The sequence below is a fragment of the Flavobacterium amylolyticum genome (genome assembly GCF_048284335.1).
Lineage (GTDB): Bacteria > Bacteroidota > Bacteroidia > Flavobacteriales > Flavobacteriaceae > Flavobacterium.
Window position 1 is genome coordinate 155,580 of record NZ_JBLVPG010000002.1, and the last position, 24,553, is coordinate 180,132.

Here is a 24,553-nt window from a genome sequence, read left to right on the forward strand (position 1 = left end):
TAAAATCTAATTGTTTATGTATCAGATGCGTATTGTCTTGTTGGTATTGCTAACGTTAAATTTTTTTAACAATAATTCATTCGCACAGACAAAGCTCTTATCTGAAAAAGAAATTATAAAATTAACGGATCAAGCTTCTCACTACTTAAAAGCCGCTAATTTTGAAAAATCACTTGAAATTTCTAAAGTAGCGCTACTAAGATCCATAGCAGTTAATAACATTTCTTCAATAACGATTTCCTATATTATAATCGCTGCAAATTATGCTGAAATGGCTGAATTTGATAAAGCTATTTTTTTTTATCATAAAGGACTTTCATACGCTAATAGAACGAACAATGACACTTTAAAAAACAGGATAAGCAATAATTTAGGAAACATTTATTGTTTTGAAAAAAAACAATATTTAAAAGGCATAAATTTCTACGAAAATTCTCTAAAGTATAGCCAGAAAATAGCAGATACCAGTCAGATTTTTATGACTAATCTTAATATGGCTTGGGCATATTTTGATGTTGGTCATTTTGAAAGCGGATATCCAAACTTGAACTTCATCAATAAGCACAATCTAAAATTCGGAAGTAAATCAACTGTGGGAGCCATAAATATGCTCAACGGAATGTATTATGCGTATCAAGGTAAAGATATAAAAGCCAACGCTTCTTTTATCAGTGCTATAAAACTTGGAAAGGAAACAAATGAAAAATCAGATTTATCCTTTGCGCATCTGGAATATTCTAAATTTCTATTAAACAAGGGCAATTATAAAAAAGCTTATGAGAATCTTTCTAAATATCATGAAATTAAGGAAGAACTATATAATAAAGAAAAACTGGAAAAAGCAAGTGTAGTAGGATTAAATGTTGAATTAGATGAATACAAAAGAGAAATTGACAAATTTGAAATTGAAAAGGAAACCCAACTGCAGATTTTAGAAAAATCCAAAATTATTGTTTTTTTATTTACGGTAATTTCCCTTGTATTGTTGTTATTGCTCTATACTTTATTAAAAAATAATAATTTTAGAAAAAAATTAAATGCTGAACTTTCTAAAACTAATAAGCAACTGATACTTGCAAAAGAAAAAGCAGAGGAAGCTTCTGTATTAAAATCACAATTTGTTTCTACGATAAGCCATGAATTACGAACTCCTTTATATGGCGTAGTAGGGATTACTAATATGTTGTTAGATGAGCATAAAGAGTTAGCTAATAGCCCGCATTTAAGTTCACTCAAATTTTCAGCCAGGTATTTACTCTCTCTGGTAAATGATATTCTACAAATCAATAAGATTGAGGATAATAGAATGATATTAGAGCACTTAACATTTAATATTTCGGATGAGATTAATATGGTTAAAAGTTCACTTGCGTTTTTAGCTAAAAGCAATAATAATTGTATTTCAGTAAAAATGGATTCTAATATTCCAGAATATTTAATTGGAGACAAATTAAGACTTTCTCAAATTATAATGAATTTAGCTAGCAACGCATTGAAATTCACAACTAATGGCGAAGTAAAGATTATTGTGAATTTAGAAAAAGTAGAAGGAAAATCGTATTTTATAGAATTTAAAATTCAAGATAACGGAATAGGAATTGCGCTGGATGATCAGGAAAAGATTTTTGATAAATTTGTTCAAGTAGGCAGGAAAGAAACGGATTATCAAGGAACTGGTCTTGGGCTTTCCATAGTAAAACAATTGTTGGGACTATTCAATAGTACGATAACTTTACAAAGTGCCATTGGTGAAGGCACTGAATTCAAATTCACAATTGCATTCGAATACAATCCAGAGAAAACAATTGAGATTATTAATAATATTCAAGTAGATATTGTCTCTCCGCAACCCATAAACGTCTTAGTAGTTGAGGATAATCACATTAATCAATTAATTACGAAAAAAACCATAGAAAAGAACAATTATAAGTGCAGTGTGGTTGATAACGGCTATGCAGCGCTAGAAATACTCAATAAGGAAACTTTTGATATAATATTGATGGATATCAATATGCCGTTGATAAATGGCTTTGAAACTACAAGAAAAATTCGTTCTTTGGGAATAGAGACACCAATAGTTGCATTAACAGCATTTGATAAAGCTGAAATTACTGAAGAGGCACTTTCATCCGGAATCAATGATATCATTATAAAACCATTTGACTCTGTTAAATTGTTTAAAATAATAACGATTTTGATTTCTAAAAACTAGAAATAAAGAACGAGTTATTTAGTTTTAGTAGATATTTAAAATCGTTAAACCTTCAAAGCCTATAACTTGCTTGAATGATTTAACGATTTTAATGTGTACTATAATAATGCAGTAAAAAATTTCTATTTAATGGCTATCGTTTTGTATACTTTTTTCTTGCCGTTTTCTTTTTTAGCAATGTCTATATGCAAAATTCCATCTTTATAACTGGCTTCAACTTTACTTTCATCAATGTATTCAGGTAACGTAAAAGTTCTGCAAAATGATTGATAATTAAATTCTTTTCTAACGTAATTATCTTTTTTTCTTGTTTCCTCTTTTTCTTCCTTTTTTTCTGATGAAATCATGAGCATGTTGTTATCGATCTCAACCTTAAAATCTTCTTTTTTCATTCCCGGAACTGCTAATTCAACCTGTAATTTATCGTCTGTTTCTTTTAAGTTTACTGAGGGTAAATTACTACCAATAGCAGTAAAATTTTTGTCATTCCAATCGAAAAGATCTCTTGAAATAAAATCATCAAAAAATGTATTTACTGTGGGAAATAAGCCGTTTCTTTTAACTAAGGTTTCCATAATTGTGTATTTAAAGTTGTTTATAATATCTTAAATCAAATTTAATATTATAATTTATTGTACAAACAATATTTAACTTTTAAAACGTTGAAAAACAATATATTAACGGTAAAAAGTTATTTTTTTATTAGTCTAAAAAGATATTTCTTACAGCTTAAAGAGATAGTTAAATCAGCATTAGTACCAGCGTTTTTTATTTTGTTTAGAAGCATCTGATTTTCTTGATTTATGAGCACCACCACTTCTATTAGAATTTTTTTGTGCAGCGGATGCAGGAGCTGTTTCAGGGCTGCCTGAATGCCATGGATAAGGGTGATCATTCACGATCTTAACCTCTACTTTGATCAATTTTTGAATTTCTTTCCAGTAGGTATGTTCGTCTTTACTACAAAAAGAAATAGCAATTCCTCCATTTCCTGCACGACCGGTTCTACCTATTCTGTGGACATAAGTTTCTGGGATATTTGGTAAATCAAAATTAATTACAAATGGTAATTGGTCAATATCAATACCTCTTGCTGCGATATCAGTCGCTACGAGAACACCAACTTCTTTATTTTTGAATGCATCTAAAACGCGTTGTCTCGCATTTTGTGATTTATCACCGTGGATGGCTTCTGCGGCGATATTATTTTTTCGTAATGCTTTGACAACATTGTCAGCACCGTGTTTCGTTCTCGAAAAAACCAAAACATCGGATAAATTTTCATTCTTTATCAAATGATACAATAAATTCCTTTTCTCAGTTTTTTCAACAAAATAAACGCGTTGTTCTACATTTTCAGCAGTAGAAGAAACAGGCGATACGGTTACTGTTGCAGGATCTGTCAGAAACATTTCTGCTAATTCTCTAATGGCCATTGGCATTGTAGCAGAGAAAAACAATGTTTGTCTGTTCTTTGGTGTAAGCTTTACAATTTTTTTCACATCGTTTACAAATCCCATGTCCAGCATTTGATCTGCTTCATCCAGAACCAATGAGTGTAAATGATCAAGATCTATAAAACCTTGTTTGTGTAAATCAAGAAGCCTTCCTGGTGTTGCAATCAGAATGTCTACACCGTTTTTTAAGGCATCAACTTGAGGATTTTGAGATACTCCACCGAAAAGTGTCAGTTGAGTCAAATTAGTGTATTTAGCATAAGTATCAAAACTTTGGCCTATTTGTACCGCTAATTCTCGAGTGGGTGTTACAATTAAAGACCGAATGACTTTGGCTTTTTTGGAAGAACCTACAATTCGGTGTAATTGATGTATAATTGGTATTGCAAATGCTGCTGTTTTTCCAGTTCCAGTCTGAGCACAACCGATTAAATCACGTCCAGCTAATACCAGAGGAATGGATTGTTCTTGTATGGGGGTAGGGTTGGTATAGCCTTGTTCAAATACGGCTTTTTGTATACTTTTTGAAAGCGATAAATCTTCGAATAACATATATTGGATATTAAATATCTTGTATTAGGTACATAGATAGTGTCGCAAAGATAGTATTAATATTTTTGATGATTAATTATATGCGATTACAGGATTCTAAATTAGGGTATTTTTACTTAAGAAATTCACTGCTTCAACGGGTTGAATAGTATTAGACTTAATAAAATCAGTTATTAGATAACCGATCAGTTTACCTATTAGATGATTGTTTTTTTCTTCTCCTAAATCGGGAGCACCCTCACAAATATGTAAATAGGAGGCATTTCTATATTTCCCAAAAAACGAAATAAATTGACGAAGTTGTTCTACTGAAAAGCCACTCATTGTCATTGCGCTACAGGCAATATTAGGAATGGCATCTAAATCAATTTCAATTCCAAAAAAGTCATCATTTATAAATTCTAAAGCCAGCGCCATTTCTGACTCAAATGCTTTTTCTTTCCTTATACTAATGCTGTCATAAGTGGTATATCGTACTCGATCTTCAATTTTTTTGATGATGTCTAAAACACTTTTTGAGGTATAATTTTCATGCAGACCAAAGATGAAATATTTTTTCAAAAAACCTTCTTCAAAAGCATACGAAAAGCCATTGCCACTGTGGCGTCCTTCCAGAATTCTAAAATCAGAATGGGCATCAAAATTTATTGCATTTATAGGTTTGCCTTTAGCTAGAGCGGTTCCTTTTATGTTACCATAGGAATTATTATGTCCACCTCCAATAATTATTGGAATTTTACCTAATTTTATGATGTTAAAAATAATGTGTGAAACATCTTTATCTATTTTATTGACTAGCTGGCTTAATTTTGAACGGTCATCAATATCATGAAAATCTAAAAGTTCTACGTTTTTCATGAGCTCACTCACATCTAGTTGTCCTAAAACTATTAATTGACTGCCTTTGCAAAAACGATTGTGTTGGATATTTGCTATACTTTTTATTGCACTTTCCCATGCAGATGCAGCACCTGGTCTACCATAGTTTGCTCTAACACCGATATCTTCAGGAATTCCAAATAGGACGTATTTAGCGTCACAAATTTTTATAAATTCAATAGGATCAGTGTCTTTGGGAATAGTTATCATTTTTTCTCCAAACTTTATTTCTCCACTTCTGTGGTTCGTTATTTTCGCAAGATCGTTGATTGTGAACGGGATAATTTTTTCCATTAAAAAAATATTTTTATTCAAAAATAATATAATTGTGTTAACTTACGTTAATAGGTGGTTATATATTGTTAAATTTGTAAATAAATAAAAAAATTAAATCGAGATGGAAAATCAAAAAAGCAGTTCAAGTCTTAAGGCGGTAATAGCAGTATTAGCTATTTTATTAGTAGGTAGTTTGATATACATTTTTAAAATGACTTCTGACGCAGATACCGTTAAAACAGAATTGAAAACTACATTGACCGAAAAAGAATTGGTAATGAAAGATCTACAGGAATTAAAATCGACTTATGATGCTGCCATTGGTGAAAATACGTCTATGTCTGATGAGTTAATTCAAGAAAGAGATAAAGTAGTAAACTTAATGTCTGATCTAAGTAAGTCTAAAGGGGATGTTGCTTCTATGTCGAAATATAGAACTCAATTTATATCTTTACAGGGAAACATGAAAGTTTTAATGGCAGAAAATGAAGGCTTGAAAAAACAAAATACGACTTTAACAACACAACGTGACAGTACAGTGGTTGTTTTGGGAGAATCGAAGAAATACAATGAAGTTTTAGTGGGTCAGAATGAAGAATTATCGAAAGCGGTTGAAATAGGTTCTAAATTAACAGTTTTAAACACAAGAGGATCGGCTTTTAAATTAAGAAGTTCAGGAAAGCAAATTGAAACCGATAAAGCAAGTAAAGCTGATGTTCTAAGGGTTAACTTTACAATTGCTGAAAATGCTATTGCTAAATCAGGTGATAAAACGTACTATGTACAAGTAATTGATAGTAAAAACAATGTTCTGGGCGATAAGAAAACAGAAAATTTTGGAGAAAATACGTTGACTTATAGTTTTTTAACGAATGTTAAATATGAAAATAAAACCATTCAAATTTCAGAAGATTTAAGAGGAAAAGATTTTGCTAAGGGAACGTATTTTATCAATATTTTTGATAGAGATATTTTAGTTTCTAAAACAAGTTTTGTTTTGAAATAGTCTATTAAAATAATTTGCATAAAAAAAGAGGAACATTTTGTTCCTCTTTTTTTATGCAAAAATTCTACCTTCTATAATTACTGTGTCAATTAAGTTACTACCAAAAGCATACGGTAATTGATAGAAGGAAGGTATTGGTTTTGTAATGATAAGATTTGCTTTTTTACCCACAGTGATACTTCCGTGGGTATTAGAGATTCCCATTGCATAGGCTCCGTTTATGGTGGCCGCATTTATGGCTTCTTCGGGAGTCATTTTCATTTTGATACATGCCGTAGCCACTACAAAGTTCATATTTCCAGATGGAGTAGAGCCAGGATTGTAATCAGTTGCGAGAGCCAGAGGGAGCCCTGCAGCGATCATTTCTCGAGCAGGTGTGTAAGGAATACTCAAGAAATAAGAACACGAAGGTAAAGCAACCGGCATTGTTTCAGTATTTTTTAAAGCTTCAATATCTTCTGGTTTCATGATTTCTAAATGGTCTACAGATAGTGCATTGCATTTTACTCCTATTTGAACTCCTCCAATAGAATTAAATTGATTGACATGAATTTTTGGCTTTAAGCCAAAACGGATTCCAGCTTCTATAATTACTTTTGTTTCTTCGACAGTAAAATAACCGGTTTCACAAAATACATCAATGAAGTCTGCTAGTTTATTTTTAGCAATTTCAGGAAGCATTTTATTGATTATTAAATCAATATAGCCTTTGTGGTTGTTTGTATGATCTAATGGAAATGCATGTGCGCCCAGAAAAGTAGCTTTTATGGTGATTGGATAATTTTGAGCCAATCGCTGGATCACGCGCAGCATTTTTAATTCGCCCTCTAAAGTCAATCCGTATCCTGATTTGATTTCAATGGCACCAGTTCCTAAACGCATGACTTCTTCCAATCTAACTTTTGATTGATTGAAGATTTCGTCTTCAGTTGATTCGTTGAGTTTTTTAGCCGAATTTAAAATTCCGCCTCCACGATTGGCAATTTCTTCGTAGGTCAAACCGTTAATACGATCTACAAATTCTTGTTCTCGATTTCCTGCATATACTATATGTGTATGACTGTCACACCAAGAGGGTAAAATTATTTTTCCAGTGACATCAATGGTTAAATCAGCATTTGTTTCGGGCAGATTGTTCATAGTACCGAAAGCAGCAATTAAGTTGTCTTTAATTACTAAATAGGCATTTTTGATGGTTGGAAGAATCGCCATTTCAGCACCGGAAACTTTAGCAACAGCTGTTTCCCGAACCTGGAGTAATTCCTTTATATTAATAAGTAGCGTTGTCATTTTATACGATAATTACTCTGAAACTTTAATTTCAAACATTTTGTTCCAGTTTTTACCGGTTACAAAAATGGTTTTAGTTTTTGGGTTGTAGGCAATTCCGTTTAAGACCTCAGCAGTACTGTTTGTTACAAATTTTCGTAAACCGGATAAGTCTAGAATACCTTCGACTGCACCAGTTAATGGGTTTACAACAGCAATAGCGTCTTTTTGCCAAACGTTAGTATAAATCTTACCATTAATCCATTCTAATTCATTTATGCTAGGTATTTTTGAACTCCCTGAGTACACATTGATGTAATCAATCATTTTTTGGGTTTCGGGATCCATTTTCCAAATTTTTTCTGTTTTATCTGTTTGATAAATATATTTCCCATCATTTGTCATTCCCCAACCCTCAATGTCTTTATCATAAGTAAAAGTTTTTTCTAATTTCAAAGTGGTGGCATTGTAGATAAAACCTGTTTTTTCTTGCCAAGTCAATTGGTACATTTTATTATTCACAAATGTGATCCCTTCTCCAAAATATTTCGAATCAAGATTAACTTGCTGGAATATTTTTCCTGTTTTATAATCGTATTTTCTAAAATAAGAAGCTCCTTTTTGTCCTGTACTTTCGTATAAAGTATCATTATAAAATTCTAATCCTTCAGTGAAAGATAGTGTGTCGTGTGGAAAAGTATTAATAATAGTGTAATTCAATAATTTAGGTTTAATATTTGAAACTAGTTCTATTCTAGTAGTAGCTTCTGAGTTTTGGCCTTCATAATACACTAAGGCTTTCAGGTTTTGATAGCCCAATTTTTGATCTTTTAATTCAAAGGTTAATTTCTCAGCTCCTTTTTTTGAACCAATTTTTATATCATTTACATAGTAAATAATGCTGTCAATAGTTTTTGAATTGGAGTTCAAAATTCCCAAAGAAAGGGCTTCTTGTGGTTGATATTGTTCTTTAAATTTAGAATTATCAAAGGTAAATAAAGAATTTTTACCTTTTTTTGTATCACCACAATTAATAAATAGGGCTGCTAATAAAATGATAGATAGTATGTTATAATTTTTCATAGTATGAATTTTGAATGCCCCAATATACAACGTTATTTTATAGGTGCAAAGGACTTGCAAAAATATAAAAAGTTTGTATATTTGCACCGGCAAGTCCTACACGACCAGCTCCTGCAGACTCCCCCAGGATGGGAACATAGCAAGGGTACGTGGTTGAGCGGTGCGATGTAGGTCGCTTGCCATTTTTTAATTCTCAATTATTTCAGCTTCTTTTTAAAATTTACGCAAATAAGTAGTCTTCCTTCGGGAGGATTTTTTTATTTTTGGACATTTCGTATCCTAATATTAATAACCATGAATAAAGTAGTCTTAATCACAGGTGGATCCTCAGGAATAGGCAAATCTATCGGAGAGTTTTTGCATCATAAAGGTTTCGTTGTTTATGGTACCAGTAGAAATCCGGAACGGGTTTTAAATTCGGTTTTTCCTTTAGTTCCTTTAGATGTTCGAGATACTAATTCGATTCATGCGGCTGTAGCCAAAGTAATTGCTGTATCTGGAAGATTAGATGTTGTAATTAACAATGCCGGTGTCGGAATTACAGGGCCTCTGGAAGAAATTCCAATGCTTGAGATTAAGAATAATTTTGAAACTAATTTCTTTGGACCAATTGAAGTGATGAAAGCGGTGTTGCCACAAATGCGTTCCCAACAATCGGGTTTAATCATTAATATTACTTCAATTGCTGGATATATGGGTTTACCTTATCGCAGTGTTTATTCGGCTTCTAAAGGAGCTTTAGAACTCATCACGGAAGGCTTACGCATGGAAGTAAAGTCTTTTGGTATTCATATTACGAATGTAGCCCCGGGCGATTTTGCCACAAATATTGCTTCAGGACGTTTTCATGCTCCGGTTATTAAAGACTCTGCGTATGAAATCCCGTATGGGAATACCTTGAAAACTATGGATAATCATGTGGAAAGCGGCAGTAATCCAAATGAAATGGCAGAAGCGGTGTACCGGATTATCCAAACTCCGGAGCCAAAAATTCATTATAAGGTGGGTGTTTTTATGCAAAAGTTCTCAATTGTTTTGAAAAGAATACTTCCTGATAAAGTGTATGAAAAAATGCTTATGAAGCATTATAAATTGTAATTTTGCACCAAATTTTTGGTTTTATGCTTGCGTAAGATTTTAGATTTAGGAGCGATCAGCCAGCAGTTGTAAGGTATTTTAGGTTGCGTGAGAGATTACTTCACTTAACTGTTATTTTTATTGGAGTTCACTGAATTTCATCTGTAGAGAAAATCCTTTTATTTTTTTTAAAATAAAATATTGTAACACAAAGCCCAACCCTTAGGTCGCGCCCAAAGAATTAGAAACACACAATTAAATTATATAATATGAAATTTTTTATTGACACGGCTAATTTAGCTCAGATTAAGGAAGCCCAAGCATTAGGCGTTTTGGATGGGGTTACAACGAATCCATCATTGATGGCTAAAGAGGGTATTACGGGTAAAAACAGCATTCTGAAGCATTATGTTGATATTTGTAATCTTGTAGATGGTGATGTAAGTGCCGAAGTAAATGCTTTGGATTATGACGGAATGATCAAGGAAGGGGAAGAATTAGCGGACTTGCATGAGCAAATAGTAGTAAAATTGCCTATGACTAAAGAAGGTGTTATGGCAGCTAAATACTTTTCGGATAAAGGAATTAAAACCAATGTAACTCTAGTATTCTCTGCGGGACAGGCTTTATTGGCTGCTAAAGCAGGTGCTACTTATGTTTCACCGTTCATTGGTCGTTTAGATGATATCTCTACAGACGGTTTGGCTTTGATTGAAGAAATCAGATTGATTTATGATAACTATGGGTATGAGACTCAAATCCTTGCTGCTTCAGTGCGACATACAATGCATATTGTAAACTGTGCAAAAATTGGTGCTGATGTCATGACTGGACCACTTTCTGCTATTTATGGTTTGTTGAAACACCCATTGACTGATAGTGGATTGGCACAGTTTGTTGCTGATTTCGAGAAAGGGAATAAATAATATTGTAATACCTCTTTTTATATTTATAATTCTGAAAAAATATAGATTTAATAAAAAAGACTATAATTTTGGACAGTAGTAAGCAACCGTTTACTACTGTTTTTTTATAAATTAACCTGTTTTCGTTCTTTATTTAGTGTGATTCTGTAATCTGATCTGTTTCATTTTCAAACAGGTATATTGGCAGAACACCTTATATGCTTACAAGCCCATTCTCGGGATTGTTGCATTCTAGCCTAATGGATTTACACCCATCAATTCTTATCACTTAAAGGTTTTATTTGCCTCGGGGTCAGGTTGGGTTTATGCTCTAATTCACTTTATATATTTACTAACATTATAAAAGATAATTTTTATAACTAGTACTTATCTCCCACTAGTACCGCGCTACTAACAATTCATTAACAATATCGTGTCGATTTGATGGTATTGAAAACTAGGGGTATTTCTCTTATTTTGACTCCTATAAGCAAAGCGAACTATTTATGTTGAATGTTAGTCAGAAGGAAAAAAAATGTGTGCGGTATCTTGCCTATGAAATGTCAAAAGCAGAGCGATCCGTATTTGAAATTGAATTATCTCTGGATGATGATCTCCTTGCTATTTTTGAAAATTTTAAAAGTATTTGGATTAGTTATCCCAATAGTGCATTACCAAAACAAACTATTTCTTTTGACGAAATCCTTACTACACATAACAAACCAGCAAAGGTAAAATCTGTAAAAGTTTCCATAAAAAAGAAGGCGATTTTTTCTATGGCTTTCCTCTTAGTTATTTGTCTGAGTTTTTATTTTACAGGAATGACAGAATCCGAATATACCAATCATAAAATTGCACCTAAAGGTCAACGGCTTACTTTCATTTTACCGGATAGCAGTACTGTCATTTTGAATTCGGGCAGTGAAGTAAAATATTCCAGCGATTTTGGAAAGCGAAGAGATATTTGGTTACACGGAGAAGCTTTCTTTAAAGTCACAAAGAATATTAATTTTCCTTTTATCGTCCATACCAATGATTTTAATGTGAAAGTTTTAGGAACGGAGTTTAATATTAACAGCAATGTCGTTAATCAAACTGTTTCGTTAGCAAAAGGAAAGGTAAATGTATGGCTTAAAGAAAATAATGATGAAATTAATTTAATCCCAAATGAAGAGTTAGTATGGAATTCTAAAACCAAATTAATGATCAAAAGAAATTTTGATTTTAATAAAGTTTGTGCATGGAAAGATAATATACTCCTTTTAAATGATGAGAAATTCAAAGCCGCACTTCCAAAAATCAATCAATTCTATGGAGTAAATTTTATTATTAAGGATTCGGCTATTGCAAATCAACATATAAAAGGAGCTTTTAAAAACCAGACAATTGATGAATTTATAACTTCTTTAGAATTTATTTCAGATGTGAATATAAAAAAAACCATTCAAAACAACATTGAAATAACCAAGTACAATGAAAATTAATCAAACAAAAATGGGTAGCAGTGATTGTTTTTCAGACAATTATTTATTTCAACAAATTCGTAATGGTCAATACGAAGCGATGAACCTTTTTTTTAATCGGTATTATACCCCGCTGTGTCGTTTTGGAATGAGTTATGAATCGAACTCTTGTCTTGTTGAAGAAAAAGTGGCTGATATTTTTATTCAGTTGTGGACCAATAGAAATATTCTTGATACCATTAAAAATCCTAAATCCTATATCTATGTAATAGTAAAAAACAGTTTAAAAACGGTACGAAAATCAGAACCGTTTCACCAACAAATCGATGAAGAAAAAACTATAAATTTTATGTTTTCGCCAAGTAGGGAACAAGAGATTATTGAAAATGAACAAAAAGAAATAAATACCAACTTAATATGTGAAATATTAGATGTTATTCCTAAAAAATCGCGTCAGGCCTTTGAACTCAGTAGAATTGATGGTCTTAAATACAAAGAAATTGCTGAAATTTTGAACATTACTCCAAAAACAGTTGAAAATCACATCGCTATTGCACTTAAGTACATAAGCAAAACCTTAGAATCCTATAAAAAAAGAGGGGCTTTACATCTCTCTAAATCATTATAAAAAATCAGCCTTTTTTAAAGCCGTTAATTATTAAAACAATAAATAATCACACAAAAATGAAACAAAAAATTATACTAACCTTATCCTTATCGCTACTGTTGGGTATTGGGGTCATGTATTCGAATACTTTAAAAACAAGTATTATCAAAGAGAATATAACTATAAAAGACAAAATCAATTTAAACCTAAAAGACGCCTCTATAAAACAAATTTTTACTCTTATTGAACAGCAAATAAACAATAAGTTTATTTATATGTCAGACCAAAAATTTCTTCAAAAGAAAATTTCTATTACCATAAATAACCAGGAATTAAATCAAGTATTAGCGGTTTTGAAAACAAAAGTGAGTATTGATTTTAAGATTACTAAAAATGGTGTTTTAGTAAAAGAAATAATCGAAATGGCTCCAAAAAACATTCTAAAAAAGAATCAGGAAAATCGAAAAATTACAGGAGTGGTTTTGGATGAAGCTACTTTGCCTATTCCTGGAGCTTCTGTTTTTATAGCAGGCACTACTATCGGTACGACGACAGACTTTGAAGGAAAATTCACGATTAATGTCCCTGGAAATACAACGATTTTGTCTATTAGTTATATTGGATTTGTGACTAAACTAATTAACATAGAAAACCAGACCGAAATTAAAGTAATGCTTTCGGAATCAGCTTCTGAACTAAATGAAGTTGTAGTTATGGGGTATGGTACAGAACAAAGACGAAATGTTACTGGTTCCGTATCGTCTGTAAAAATGAAAGAAATCGTATCACAACCTAAAGCGAATGTAACTGAAATGCTAGAAGGCCGTTTGCCTGGTGTTCAAATTATGAGTGATAACAGCCCAGGCGGAGGCTCTTCTATTCGGGTACGCGGATTTAGTACTATTAACAATAATGATCCTTTAGTAATTATAGATGGTGTTCCAGCTTCCAATGGTTTAAATGGGATCAATCCATCCGACATAGAAACGCTTCAAGTATTAAAAGATGCTGCCTCGTCTTCTATCTATGGTTCTCGTGCGGCTAATGGAGTTGTTGTTATAACCACAAAAAAAGGAGGGAAAAGTGGTAAAACTGAAATGCAATTTGATGGGTATTCAGGTGTTCAATCTGCCTTTAATCTGCCTACTATGTTAAATGCACAACAGTATGGAGACTTACTATGGCAAGCGACTAAAAATGATGGAAAAGTACCTGCAAGCGGCATTTATGGCAATAATCCTAACTCCCCAACTATTCCAGCGTTTCTGAATGCAGCCAATACAATTCCGAGTGGTGATGTAAAATGGATTAATGAAATCATGAGGCCTGCTGCAGTTCATTCCTATAATTTATCTCTGTCAAAAGGAGATGAAAAAAGTCAACACGCTTTTACACTTGGTTATTTTAATCAGGAAGGAATTATAAAGCACACGGGATTTGAGCGATTTTCTGCACGATTTAATTCTAGTTACAAAGTAAAAGATTTTCTGACTATTGGCGAAAACTTTACGGCTTCGTATTCAGAGCAAGTTGCAACAGGGACTAATAGCTCTTTGGGAAGTATTGTTTACAATGCCTTACAATTTCCTTCAATTGTTCCGGTATATGATATAAACGGAAATTTTGCCGGAAACCCAATCAATGATATTTCGAATCCATTAGGTAGTTTAACAAGGGCCAAAGACAATATACAAAAGAGAATTCAGGCTTTAGGAAATGTATTTGCCAGTGTAAAAATCAGTGATTTTACTTTTAAAACTTCTCTAGGATTGGACTTTCAAAGTTTTAATTCTAGAGATTTTTCACCTGTTTTTAATGAGATTCTTTCGCAAAATGTAAAAAATGCGTTAACGACTAGCAACAATTTTAATTATCAACTTACAATTTCCAATACATTAAATTACCAAAAACAGTTTGGTCAACACAATCTGGATGTTCTTCTGGGACAAGAAGCGATAAAATATTATTATGAAGGTTTTGGTGCTTCCCGTCAAAATTTTCTTTATGAAGATCCAAATTTCAGATATTTAAGTTATGGCACAGAAAATCAATTGAACACGGGAACTGCTAATGAATGGGCTTTGAACTCCTATTTTGGTAGAATAAATTACAATTTTAATCAAAAATATATTTTAAGTGCTACCGTTAGAAGGGATGGAACTTCAAGATTAGCCAATAATAACTGGGGGACTTTTCCGGCGGTTTCTGGTGGTTGGAGATTGGACAAGGAAGAATTTTTTGATTTTGGAAATACGTTTACTTCGTTTTTACTTCGTGCCAGTTGGGGACAAACCGGGAATCAACAATTACCTTCTTATTCTACGGTTGATAGTTATTCCAATAACAATAATTATTCTGATTATGCCATTGGAGGTCAAAATGTAATTTCAACGGGATTAACACAAACGCGAGTTTCGAATGCGAATTTATCTTGGGAAACTACGACTCAAAAAACAATTGGATTGGATCTTGGTTTTTTTAATAATAAATTAAATGTTACTGCAGAATATTACAACAAAGAGACCAATGATATTCTGGTCTATAATGTAATTCCTTTAACTTACGGAGGTACAAATGACGGGCAATGGATAAATGACGGGCAAATGAAAAACCGCGGTTTTGAATTGGATTTAAGCTATGCCGATAAAATTAATGATTTCTCCTATGATCTTGCTTTGAATTTGACGGGATACAAAAATGAGTTGACCACTTTAAATAGTGTTGCTTATTTGGGAATTCCTAGTTCTTCTTTACATACAGTAAATTTTGGTCAGGAAATATCTAGAAGTGCCGTTGGACAACCTATTGGATCTTTTTATGGATTTGTTGCCGAAGGCTTGTTTCGTAGTCAACAAGAGGTTTCGGATTATGGTATGCAACCTAATGCACAAGCAGGAGATATCAAGTTTAAAGATGTTAATGGTGATGGAGTAATTAACAGTAACGACAGAGCTTTCATCGGTTCTCCACATCCGGATATCATGCTAGGTTTTAATATTAATCTTAAATACAAACAGTTTGATTTAGGAATGTTTTTTAACGGAAGTTTTGGGAATGATATTTATAATCTAACAAAATACAAAACCAATTTTTTTAATCAGGCTGCTTACAATAAAGACAGTGCATTATTAGGAGCTTGGACAGTTGATAATCCGAATTCTTCTATTCCGAGATTGTCACTAGATGATAGAAATAATAATATTCGACCTTCATCCTATTATATTGAAGATGGTTCGTATTTTAAATTAAACAATTTACAATTGGGCTATACTTTTGCTCCGGAAGTTCTCGCTGGAATGAAATTGCGTTTGTATGGACAAGCGAGTAATGTATTTACTATTACTAAATATAGTGGTTTGACACCACAAATTGGGTTGCAAAGTTATTCTTCCAGCAACCGAAATCTAGATATCGGTATCGATAGAGGAATTTATCCCACTTCAAGAACATTTACTTTTGGTTGTAATTTAAACTTTTAAATTTAAAAATGATGCGAATAAAAAACACAATAAAAATAGTAGTTATTCTGGCTTTAGGATTTCAAATGAGTTCTTGTTCTGATACATTTCTAGAAGAAGTTACTTATGGCGAAGTCGACCCTTCCGAAATGACGAAGCCAGCTAATGTAGAACGCGCCATTATATCTGCGTACAGCGTTTTAAACGGACAAATTGACGGAGCCACGAATGCGCTTAATTCTCCAAGTTCCAATTGGAGTTTTGGCGATGTCACTTCGGATGACAGTTATAAAGGTGGGGGAGGAACTGGAGATCAGAACAATATTCACCAAATGGAGATTTACAACGAAAACTCTACCACGCTGGATATAGAACGCAAATGGGTAGCACTTTACGAAGGGGTGAAACGGGCTAATGAAGCCATGCGTTTATTAAATGCATCGTCTGATTTTGACGTAAGTTTGAAAGTAAAACGTATGGCAGAATTGCGATTCTTGAGAGGTCATTTTTATTTTGAGTTAAAAAAAATATACAATCGTATCCCGTATATTGATGAAACGGCAGCTACTGTGGCTGATTACGCCAAATCCAATACAACTTTTAGCTCAGATGAATTATGGACTAAAATAGAAACCGATTTTCAAATGGCCTATGCTGATCTACCCGTTACACAAACAGAGTTAGGACGGCCAACCAAGATCGCAGCTAAATCGTATCTGGCTAAATGTTATGTTTTTCAAAAAAAATGGCAACTGGCTTATGATGCTACGACTGAAATAACGAATAGTAATTATGGATTATTGGCTGATTTTCAGCAAATATTTTTACCAGAAAATGACAATAACAAGGAAGTTATTTTTGCAATACAGCATTCTGTAAAAGATGGACAACCTAGCTCCTATAACGGAAGTATCGGGGATCGTTTATCAGCACCCGGAGGGCCATTTTATTCTCAATATGGTTTTCACCGTCCTACGCAGAATCTTGTAAATGCCTTTAAAACGGATGCTAACGGTTTACCATTGGAAAACAACATCAACGTTGTATCCAGTGACAACGTAGATCCACGTATCGATATCACAATAGGACGTCCAGGAATTCCGTATAAAGATTTAGGTATTTTGTACCAAGACAGCTGGGCGAGAGATTTGGCAACCTATGGTGCCTTTGCACCTAAAAAGCGAATTGTTTCAGCTAAATCTGCTTTTCATGTAACCGTTTGGCCTTATGTAAATGCTTTGAATTATTATATAATTCGATATGCTGAGGTTGTTTTATGGCGAGCAGAGGCCGCTATAGAAATTGGAAAAATAGATGAGGCGCGAATTCTAGTGAATCAAATTCGGAATCGTGCTGCTACCTCAACTTATGTAAAGACTTTAGATGGAAGTGCAAACGCCGCAAACTACAATATTAAACCTTATAACGCCATTTGGACAGATAAAATTACTGCTAGAGCAGCAGTACATTTGGAAACCCGTTTAGAATTGGCAATGGAAGGTCACCGTTTCTTTAATTTAGTTCGATGGGGAGAAGCTGATACTGTTCTTAATGCTTATTTATCAGTCGAAAAAACGAGAAGAACACATTTGGTCAATGCCGTATTTACAAAAGGTAAAAATGAATATTTCCCTATACCACAACGCTATATTGATGCCTTGCCAACAGGTACGGTAACCCAAAACAGTGGCTTTTAAAAAATTAAACTAAATTGGGCAATCGAAAAGAGTGCCCAATTTTTTATTAGAAAAAGATGAAAAAAATAATTTACATACTAATTGCGCTTGTTTCTATTTCAGGTTACTGCCAAAAAGAAAAAGGATTCGAATTAGGGTATTCTCCGTCTAAATCGGAATCCATGATTCAGGATAAGAATTTTTATTTGTTGACTGCCATTCAAAACGATAAAGTTGTTAGTCAACTGCTAGAAAATAATAGTGTTTTCAAAATGATTTTTAATAAGCAGCAACAAGAGCTCAGTTCTAAACTAAATTCTTGTAAAGACAGTCTGTCCTGCTTGATTAAGGGCTATCAATTCAAAGAAAAAGTACTCGAGAGTATTGAAGAGGAACTTCGGCTTTTGATGAAAAACAAAACGGAACTGCAAGATTTTGTAAAAAATAATTTGCGCCCCTCTGGGAAATATGAGAATTTTAAAAATAGTACGGATACTGAATTATTACTAAAAGCATGGCAAGTTTGTGCTAAGGGAATGAACCGCATGATGAAGGTTTATGGTCTTGGCGAAGACCCTCAATATGCTAAAATGGATTCTGTTTCTTATGACGTACATTCTGAATTTTATAAAGGATCTGTTTTTATGTGGGCTGATTTTCATCACAATAAAAAACGGATAGGGAATAGACTGTTTTTTCAAGAAAGTCTGGATTTTAGTTTATCGCTTTTATACATGAATCATCGAGATGAAGTGGCTCGCTATGAACCTTTGGAGGAAAAGGAGAATAAAAAGGCAATTGCCCACATAAAAAAAATTGATTTTGATGCTTTTGATTACGCTTCTGTTTTAATTTTGGGTAACGGACCAGAAAATTATCAAGACCGATTGTCCGCTATTGGAAAATTAAATTTGCAACTGGGAGTACTAGAATATGAAGCTAAGAAAGCCCCTTTAATTATTGTTTCCGGAGGTCATGCCCATCCATTTAGAGCGGCTTATTGTGAAGCAATCGAAATGAAAAAAGAATTGATGAACGTGCATCACATTCCTGAAGAAAATATCCTTATTGATCCTTTTGCCCGGCACACCACCACTAATTTGCGCAATGCCACTAGGTTGATGATTGGGTATAAAATGCCTCTTGAAAAGAAAAGTATTGTAGTAACGAATGCTAATCATAGCGCTTATGTAGGAAATCCAAATTTTAATGCCCGTTGTATGGAGGAATTGGGTTATTTGCCCGCCATTATTTTAAAAAGACTAAATTCGACTGCGATAGAATTTGTTCCAAAAATAGAATCGCTGCATCAAAATCCAATTGATCCCTTAGATCCGTAAATGTATACCATGAAAAAAATACTTATTTTAGGACTTGCAATCTTAACAGTAGCCTGCCAGCCTTTGAAAAATAATGTTGCTAATGAAAGATCGGCAGTAGAAAAAGTAAATGTTTTTTTGGGCACCTCGGGAGATCATGGACAAATGTCTCCATCTGCTTCTTCTCCCTTCAATATGATGAGCATTGGACCACAAACTTATCCTCATATTCATTCTGGTTATGAGTATTTGGCAAAAGAATTTTTGGGCTTTACCCATAGCCGTATGGAAGGAGTGGGTTGTTTGGGAAGTGGGGGGAATTTGCTTATCAAACCTATTTTGGATGGCGATATCGGAACTTTATTACTAAAAAAACAAGAATCAGCTTCTCCGGGTTTTTATCAGGTAGCATTCGAAAATGGAATTCAGGCCCAAATGAGTGTTAAACATAATTTTGGAATTCATCATTATGAATTTCCGAGAAAGGGAGCAGGACTTCATATTGATTTATCGCACGCTTTTGTCAATCGATTTGTTGCTGAAGAGCATGAAATAGGAAATAATAGCATCAGTGGCTGGATAGACACCCAAACCACTTGTGATAAGGGAATATATCGTATTTATTATGTGTTGGAATTCTCTAATTTGGGAATGATAACAAAAACCGCCGACCATCAGTATCGTATTGCTGCTCTTGCAGACGCTACCGAAATGGAAGTTCGTGTTGGCTTTTCTTCTGTGAGTACGGCTTTCGCCAAAGCTAAAATAGAAGTTATGCCTCTGGAAGATTTGGTTGCGCAAACAACTGCAGTATGGAATCATCATTTAAACCGAATTGTAGTTGGTGGCGAAAAAGATCGGGAAAATTTATTCTATTCGCTTTTATACCGAGGAATACAAGCCCCGTTTTTAGTTTCGGAAACTGATGGTACCTATAAAGCTATTGACGGTTCCATTCAAAAATCCAGTAGTCCTATATACAACGGTTGGGCCATTTGGGATAATTATCGAGAGCAATTGCCTATGCTTTCGCTGGCTTATCCGGAACGTTTTGGCCCCATTGTGCGCTCTATTGCTAATTTGTATCCGTATGGGAAAAATAATTGGGCAACAAAGCACGAATCCTCACCAACAGTCCGCACAGAACATGCAATTGTTGTTTTATTGGATGGGTATAAAAAAGGATATCCAATCGATTTTAATGCCATTAAAGATTCCTTAATTGCAGAAGTGGATCGATTAGAATACAATACGCCAGATAAGGCTTTGGAATCTTCTTATGATAGTTGGGCGCTTTCTGAAATCCTGAAAATCACCAAAGACCCTTTGTTGAGTGCCAAGTATTTGAATAAAGCGTTAGAATACAAACACTATTGGGAAAAAGATTTCGCTGATTTATCCCAGAAAGATATTGATAAAATGCCCGCTCGCGGAATGTATCAGGGCACTGTATGGCAGTATCGGTGGTTTGTTCCTTTTGATGTGTTGGGTCTAAAAAAATTAATAGGAGGCGAAACTCCTTTTTTAAGGCAATTGGATCAATTTTTTGCAGAGGACAATTACAATCATGCAAATCAACCGGACTTGCAAGTTCCGGGACTCTATAATGCGAGTTCCCAACCTTGGAAATCACAAAAACTGTTTCGGAATATTCTGTTGGATACGGTCGTTCAAGCTTATTTTAATGATAATAGTAAAGGGATTGATTCTTATATTGGAAGAATTTATAAGAATGAACCAAAAGCCTATTTGCGCACCATGGATGATGATGCTGGTACAATGTCCTCCTGGTATGTGATGCGAAGTATAGGGCTCTCTCCTGCAAATATTGGAAGCCCCATTTACTATTTAACGACTCCAATCTTTGAGTCTGTAAAATTGAATTGGGAAAACGGAAAATCATTTCATATTAAAGTTCGTAATTATGATAAAGATCACTTTTATATTCAATCGGCTCGTTTAAACGGTCAGTCTTTATTTAGAAATTGGTTGACACAGGAAGAGATTAGTTATGGTGGTACCCTAATCATTGAAACTGGGAAATTCCCTAATAAAAACTGGGGAATTGAGAATCAGTGGATTTCAAAAACAGGTAATATAATTGATTAATAAATTACCCTAATCCTCTGCTAAATCTTATTTTCTAGTATTTGTTGCTGCTGCTTTTGGCATAATTTTTTTTATTTAAATAATGCGGTTTGAAAGTAATCATCGTTTAATATTTTGTTCCTTTCTATCATATATACTATCAATTCAGTAAGTAATTTGAAAGATTTAACTATAACTGTCTCCATATCAGAATCTTTTAAATTTGAACGATGAACAACCTTAGAGCGTAATCCATATGATTTTTTAATCTCCTTGATTTTTTTAATTTTCTAAACTCCTCTTTCACATAAGAGTGATGAAATACTTAAGGATAACCGATAATTAATTTCTATAGATAGATCAACAATACTTTCAATAGCTGCCCATAAGATTGCTATTGCACTTTTGACATCTACACAGTATCTCCAATAGTTGATTACTTCAAGTACATACCTGAATTTTTCAAATTCAAAAGCTAAAGTATTTGCATTTTCATACTAGTCTTTTATCCATTTGATATCTTCTTTGTCAACATTTAATTCATTCAGACTTTCAATTTTTTACATTTTAACATGGTAGCTTTTACATCATCAACGTTTTTTAATTTGTTCCAAGATTGGTCGAGAAGAGTAATAGAGTTGATGCTAGTTTTTTTTCTTAGAACTAATAATGTATTTAATAGCTAAGTCAATTTAAAATATCATACCCAAAACTTGATTCGTTATCAGAACTTACAATGTAAAAATTGTTTTTTAGATGATAAAATGGTTCAATTAGTGAACACTGATTAAAACCTTTCGCCCCCAAACCTGCTAGGTCAAAAACGGACAATTTGTTAACCTTTCTAATTTTTAAATATGACAATATTTCAATTTCATTACCCTTGAAAGTAATTCCATTTCCTAATATGTACTATGTTTTCTTGATTATCACTTTTGAGGTATTTAGTATTTGCATTTAACTTTTATATACAACTATAAAATGGTTTCAGTCCGCTCAGATAAAGTTGGTGTTGTGCCATAATAGCCTTTTTTGTAGTTTAGCTAGTATATAGTCAATATACTACAAATTTTTAAAATAGTTTTTCATTTAGAAATGATTGATTAAAGATTTAATTCTTTATCAAAGCACTTTTTTTGAAAACTTTATTCTGGAAAAAACTCTTTGTCAAATAGCCCTGATGGGAGGAAGTATCCTTTTTTATAAATGTAACCCGACAGGGTTGCCCTTATAAAAAGATACTGCGGACAGCGGGACAACTCGTCTTGAAAAATTATAAATGTTCTGCTCCTAAAAAAGTCATAAAAAAACACCAGTCTTTCGACTGATGTTCTCCTAGTTTTTAAATTATACAGCTAAAGGGTATTCAATTACGGCTTATTTTTTGCCAATGATCTTTTTGAACAGGGTTACAATTCCCAAAACAATTCCCCCGAATACAAGGCCGATTATAAATTCAGTTATAATGGATGGTATTTGTGGTAGTATATCGTGTAGGAACGGAATTTCATGAACGAATATTCCACCAGCCACTAATAATAAAGCGATAGTTCCTATTACGGATAAACTTTTGATGACCTTTGGCAGTGCTTGCACTAGAATAGTACCGATCGTTTTTGTAAAACTATGCTCTTTGGAACTCAGTTGAATCAGTTTTAAACCTGCTTCATCCATTCGGACGATTAAAGCTACAATGCCGTAAACACCAACTGTTGCGATTATTGCAATAATAGAAACAACAAGTATTTGTGATGTAATGGGTTTTCCAATAACGGTACCTAGCGCAATAATTACGATCTCTACGGATAAAATAAAATCAGTGACGATGGCTGATTTTATTTTCTGTTTTTCGAAAGTTAAAATTTGTTCTTCGGTCATCGGTTCCAACGATATTTCGTGCTTTGCATGTTCATGCGGAAAGAAGTACTCGTATATTTTTTCGGCACCTTCGTAAGCTAAATAAAGCCCGCCAAGCACTAAGATTACGATAACTGCCACTGGAAAAAAAGAACTCAGCAGAAAGGCGATGGGTAAAATGATTACCTTGTTAATAAAAGAACCTTTTGCAATAGCCCATAATACGGGGAGCTCTCTTGAAGAGATAAATCCAGAAGCTTTCTCGGCATTTACGGCTAAATCATCGCCTAAAATACCAGCCGTTTTTTTGGCTGCAATTTTACTCATTACTGCAACATCATCCATAATTGCTGCGATATCATCTAATAGTGCGAAAAAACCTGATGCCATTTTGATTGTTTTAGAAACTGCGTTGCTTTTGGAATTGCTTTGCCAAAATTTGATTAACGCGTTTTGTTTGTTTATTGTTGCGAAGCTACTACTTTTTGATTTACTCTATTTATAAAACGAGTGAATTTTTAGTTACTTTTTACCCAAAACCTTTCGGTAATAGCAGTACTGTTTTTAATTACTTTTGAAAAAAAATAATATGGGATTCAAACATGTATTTAAAGCTAAATTAGATTGGCTTTTTTCTAAAAAGGAAGCAGCGACGTATACTAAAAGTCATACCATAACGATTGACGGTAAGGCCGTTTTAAATGTTTCGGCTGCTAAAGCTTTCAAAGGGGATCCTGCTTTGTACAATCCTGAAGACCTTTTATTGAGTAGTGTAGTTTCCTGTCACATGATGTCGTATTTATATGTTTGTAAACAAAATGGTATCGACGTGGTATCCTATACAGATGAAGCGGAGGCAACTCTGGAGGTTTTGGCAGATGGTAGCGGCCGTTTTATTGCAATTAAACTAAATCCTAAAGTGCGTATCAGCAACAACGAAAAAATTGTTGAGGCGCTTAGCTTGCATAAAAAAGCAAACCAACTCTGTTTTATAGCCAATTCGTGTAATTTTCCAATTATTCACGTTCCAACTTGTGAAATTGCAGCTATAAACTAAAGGGATTACGCATTTTACTTTTTTGGAGAATAATTATAAAATAGCAATTAAATCAGCCGGTTGGTTTAATACATGTTTTGCTTCATTTGAAAGTAATTCTGCTTCGGGTCTATAGCCCCATGAAACCCCTACGGCATGCATCTTGGCATTCGTTGCCGTTTGCATATCAATACCGGAATCGCCTATGAAAATAATTTCTTCGGCTTTTAGTCCAAAGTGCTTACTTATTTCTACTGTTTTAAACGGATTTAGTTTTTTTAGTGATTCTGTGGTCAAACCCAGTATTGGATTAAAATAATCAGGAAATAGGTG

General features: G+C 33.5%; 17 protein-coding genes, 1 other RNA gene and 1 pseudogene. 12 read left to right on the forward strand and 7 right to left on the reverse strand.

The window, feature by feature from the left end; genetic code table 11:
• Positions 1 to 16: 16 nt before the first annotated feature.
• On the forward strand, positions 17 to 2,212 hold the full coding sequence (locus ACNQF9_RS06880) for a response regulator (protein WP_417989907.1): 2,196 nt from the start codon (positions 17 to 19) through the stop codon (positions 2,210 to 2,212).
• Positions 2,213 to 2,334: 122 nt separating this feature from the next.
• Here ACNQF9_RS06880 and ACNQF9_RS06885 read toward each other — a convergent pair whose 3' ends face one another.
• The 3 genes from ACNQF9_RS06885 to ACNQF9_RS06895 all read right to left on the reverse strand — a co-directional run bounded on the left by ACNQF9_RS06885 (position 2,335) and on the right by ACNQF9_RS06895 (position 5,394).
• A complete protein-coding gene (locus ACNQF9_RS06885) occupies positions 2,335 to 2,787 on the reverse strand; it encodes an Hsp20/alpha crystallin family protein (protein ID WP_417989908.1) in 453 nt (150 codons plus the stop codon).
• A 177-nt stretch (positions 2,788 to 2,964) separates the two neighbouring features.
• Positions 2,965 to 4,221 (reverse strand): DEAD/DEAH box helicase, encoded by a 1,257-nt coding sequence (locus tag ACNQF9_RS06890; RefSeq protein ID WP_417989909.1) that lies wholly within the window; start codon positions 4,219 to 4,221, stop codon positions 2,965 to 2,967.
• Between the two features lie 96 nt (positions 4,222 to 4,317).
• Positions 4,318 to 5,394 carry a formimidoylglutamase gene (locus tag ACNQF9_RS06895; RefSeq protein ID WP_417989910.1) on the reverse strand — a complete coding sequence of 359 codons (1,077 nt, stop codon included), beginning with the start codon at positions 5,392 to 5,394 and terminating at the stop codon, positions 4,318 to 4,320.
• 103 nt (positions 5,395 to 5,497) lie between these two features.
• On the opposite strand from ACNQF9_RS06895, the gene ACNQF9_RS06900 reads away from it, so the two are divergent.
• A complete protein-coding gene (locus ACNQF9_RS06900; RefSeq protein WP_417960242.1) occupies positions 5,498 to 6,382 on the forward strand; it encodes a hypothetical protein in 885 nt (294 codons plus the stop codon).
• A 51-nt stretch (positions 6,383 to 6,433) separates the two neighbouring features.
• On the opposite strand, the gene hutI is transcribed toward ACNQF9_RS06900, so the two are convergent.
• Both hutI and ACNQF9_RS06910 read right to left on the reverse strand, forming a co-directional pair.
• Positions 6,434 to 7,672, reverse strand: a complete 1,239-nt coding sequence (gene hutI, locus ACNQF9_RS06905) for an imidazolonepropionase (RefSeq protein WP_417960241.1) — start codon at positions 7,670 to 7,672, stop codon at positions 6,434 to 6,436.
• A 12-nt stretch (positions 7,673 to 7,684) separates the two neighbouring features.
• Positions 7,685 to 8,734 (reverse strand): glutaminyl-peptide cyclotransferase, encoded by a 1,050-nt coding sequence (locus ACNQF9_RS06910; protein WP_417960240.1) that lies wholly within the window; start codon positions 8,732 to 8,734, stop codon positions 7,685 to 7,687.
• An 87-nt stretch (positions 8,735 to 8,821) separates the two neighbouring features.
• Here ACNQF9_RS06910 and ffs point away from each other — a divergent pair.
• The 9 genes from ffs to ACNQF9_RS06955 all read left to right on the forward strand — a co-directional run bounded on the left by ffs (position 8,822) and on the right by ACNQF9_RS06955 (position 21,348).
• An RNA gene (ffs, locus tag ACNQF9_RS06915) (signal recognition particle sRNA small type) lies at positions 8,822 to 8,919 on the forward strand.
• Positions 8,920 to 9,028: 109 nt separating this feature from the next.
• Positions 9,029 to 9,832 carry an SDR family oxidoreductase gene (locus ACNQF9_RS06920; RefSeq protein ID WP_417960239.1) on the forward strand — a complete coding sequence of 268 codons (804 nt, stop codon included), beginning with the start codon at positions 9,029 to 9,031 and terminating at the stop codon, positions 9,830 to 9,832.
• Positions 9,833 to 10,080: 248 nt separating this feature from the next.
• Positions 10,081 to 10,737 carry a fructose-6-phosphate aldolase gene (gene fsa / locus ACNQF9_RS06925; RefSeq protein WP_417960238.1) on the forward strand — a complete coding sequence of 219 codons (657 nt, stop codon included), beginning with the start codon at positions 10,081 to 10,083 and terminating at the stop codon, positions 10,735 to 10,737.
• 485 nt (positions 10,738 to 11,222) lie between these two features.
• Positions 11,223 to 12,200: a FecR family protein gene (locus ACNQF9_RS06930; protein ID WP_417960237.1), complete on the forward strand. Its 978-nt coding sequence runs from the start codon at positions 11,223 to 11,225 to the stop codon at positions 12,198 to 12,200.
• Positions 12,190 to 12,807: a sigma-70 family RNA polymerase sigma factor gene (locus ACNQF9_RS06935; protein ID WP_417960236.1), complete on the forward strand. Its 618-nt coding sequence runs from the start codon at positions 12,190 to 12,192 to the stop codon at positions 12,805 to 12,807. Before ACNQF9_RS06930 ends, ACNQF9_RS06935 begins: the two co-directional genes overlap by 11 nt.
• Before the next feature lie 56 nt (positions 12,808 to 12,863).
• Positions 12,864 to 16,265, forward strand: a complete 3,402-nt coding sequence (locus ACNQF9_RS06940; protein ID WP_417989911.1) for a SusC/RagA family TonB-linked outer membrane protein — start codon at positions 12,864 to 12,866, stop codon at positions 16,263 to 16,265.
• Between the two features lie 11 nt (positions 16,266 to 16,276).
• A complete protein-coding gene (locus ACNQF9_RS06945; protein ID WP_417960425.1) occupies positions 16,277 to 17,941 on the forward strand; it encodes a RagB/SusD family nutrient uptake outer membrane protein in 1,665 nt (554 codons plus the stop codon).
• A 56-nt stretch (positions 17,942 to 17,997) separates the two neighbouring features.
• On the forward strand, positions 17,998 to 19,260 hold the full coding sequence (locus ACNQF9_RS06950) for a YdcF family protein (protein WP_417989912.1): 1,263 nt from the start codon (positions 17,998 to 18,000) through the stop codon (positions 19,258 to 19,260).
• 9 nt (positions 19,261 to 19,269) lie between these two features.
• Complete coding sequence (locus ACNQF9_RS06955; RefSeq protein WP_417989913.1) at positions 19,270 to 21,348, forward strand: glycoside hydrolase domain-containing protein; 2,079 nt, start codon at positions 19,270 to 19,272, stop codon at positions 21,346 to 21,348.
• Positions 21,349 to 22,704: 1,356 nt separating this feature from the next.
• On the opposite strand, the gene ACNQF9_RS06960 is transcribed toward ACNQF9_RS06955, so the two are convergent.
• Complete coding sequence (locus ACNQF9_RS06960; protein ID WP_417989914.1) at positions 22,705 to 23,574, reverse strand: DUF808 domain-containing protein; 870 nt, start codon at positions 23,572 to 23,574, stop codon at positions 22,705 to 22,707.
• A 199-nt stretch (positions 23,575 to 23,773) separates the two neighbouring features.
• On the opposite strand from ACNQF9_RS06960, the gene ACNQF9_RS06965 reads away from it, so the two are divergent.
• Positions 23,774 to 24,241 (forward strand): OsmC family protein, encoded by a 468-nt coding sequence (locus ACNQF9_RS06965; RefSeq protein ID WP_417989915.1) that lies wholly within the window; start codon positions 23,774 to 23,776, stop codon positions 24,239 to 24,241.
• 33 nt (positions 24,242 to 24,274) lie between these two features.
• On the opposite strand, the pseudogene ACNQF9_RS06970 reads toward ACNQF9_RS06965, so the two are convergent.
• Positions 24,275 to 24,529: pseudogene (locus ACNQF9_RS06970) on the reverse strand (HAD family hydrolase); the annotation flags it as partial.
• Positions 24,530 to 24,553 lie beyond the last annotated feature (24 nt).

Coding starts and splice junctions, on each gene's coding strand:
- ACNQF9_RS06910 (WP_417960240.1), bottom strand. CDS start 8,734: ATGAAAAATTATAACATACTATCTATCATTTTATTAGCAGCCCTATTT.
- ACNQF9_RS06895 (WP_417989910.1), bottom strand. CDS start 5,394: ATGGAAAAAATTATCCCGTTCACAATCAACGATCTTGCGAAAATAACG.
- ACNQF9_RS06950 (WP_417989912.1), top strand. CDS start 17,998: ATGAAAAAAATAATTTACATACTAATTGCGCTTGTTTCTATTTCAGGT.
- ACNQF9_RS06900 (WP_417960242.1), top strand. CDS start 5,498: ATGGAAAATCAAAAAAGCAGTTCAAGTCTTAAGGCGGTAATAGCAGTA.
- ACNQF9_RS06930 (WP_417960237.1), top strand. CDS start 11,223: ATGTTGAATGTTAGTCAGAAGGAAAAAAAATGTGTGCGGTATCTTGCC.
- ACNQF9_RS06965 (WP_417989915.1), top strand. CDS start 23,774: ATGGGATTCAAACATGTATTTAAAGCTAAATTAGATTGGCTTTTTTCT.
- ACNQF9_RS06935 (WP_417960236.1), top strand. CDS start 12,190: ATGAAAATTAATCAAACAAAAATGGGTAGCAGTGATTGTTTTTCAGAC.
- ACNQF9_RS06880 (WP_417989907.1), top strand. CDS start 17: ATGTATCAGATGCGTATTGTCTTGTTGGTATTGCTAACGTTAAATTTT.
- ACNQF9_RS06955 (WP_417989913.1), top strand. CDS start 19,270: ATGAAAAAAATACTTATTTTAGGACTTGCAATCTTAACAGTAGCCTGC.
- fsa (WP_417960238.1), top strand. CDS start 10,081: ATGAAATTTTTTATTGACACGGCTAATTTAGCTCAGATTAAGGAAGCC.
- ACNQF9_RS06890 (WP_417989909.1), bottom strand. CDS start 4,221: ATGTTATTCGAAGATTTATCGCTTTCAAAAAGTATACAAAAAGCCGTA.
- hutI (WP_417960241.1), bottom strand. CDS start 7,672: ATGACAACGCTACTTATTAATATAAAGGAATTACTCCAGGTTCGGGAA.
- ACNQF9_RS06960 (WP_417989914.1), bottom strand. CDS start 23,574: ATGGCATCAGGTTTTTTCGCACTATTAGATGATATCGCAGCAATTATG.
- ACNQF9_RS06885 (WP_417989908.1), bottom strand. CDS start 2,787: ATGGAAACCTTAGTTAAAAGAAACGGCTTATTTCCCACAGTAAATACA.
- ACNQF9_RS06920 (WP_417960239.1), top strand. CDS start 9,029: ATGAATAAAGTAGTCTTAATCACAGGTGGATCCTCAGGAATAGGCAAA.
- ACNQF9_RS06940 (WP_417989911.1), top strand. CDS start 12,864: ATGAAACAAAAAATTATACTAACCTTATCCTTATCGCTACTGTTGGGT.
- ACNQF9_RS06945 (WP_417960425.1), top strand. CDS start 16,277: ATGCGAATAAAAAACACAATAAAAATAGTAGTTATTCTGGCTTTAGGA.